The sequence below is a fragment of the Rhizobium ecuadorense genome, from assembly GCF_001187535.1.
Classification (GTDB): domain Bacteria; phylum Pseudomonadota; class Alphaproteobacteria; order Rhizobiales; family Rhizobiaceae; genus Rhizobium; species Rhizobium ecuadorense.
The window spans coordinates 1-245 of sequence record NZ_LFIO01000502.1 but is presented as its reverse complement, the minus strand read 5'-3'; the positions used below and the strand labels follow the sequence as shown (position 1 = coordinate 245).

The window sequence follows — 245 nt, the reverse complement described above, 5'->3', positions numbered from 1 at the left end:
ACCGGAAAGCGCGACTGAGATTGCCGATGCCCTCAAGGTGGTGCAGCAAAGTTTGGAAAAATACAGCGGGATCGTTTACCTCAATGTCAAACGTCTGACGCACATTAACATGACTGCCTTCGTAACCCTGTCCGATGTCCTCGCGGCAAGCTGTCGGACCAGGCCAGAACGGAAGATTGTCATCATCACGTCGAGCGTGGTGGCATGGTCGACCTCTTTGTTCGAGACGCTGGCGGCATCACAAC

At 54.3% G+C, this 245-nt stretch carries 1 pseudogene; it reads left to right on the top strand.

The features are described from left to right. Positions 1-245: pseudogene (locus AF337_RS11580) on the top strand (SAM-dependent methyltransferase); the annotation flags it as partial.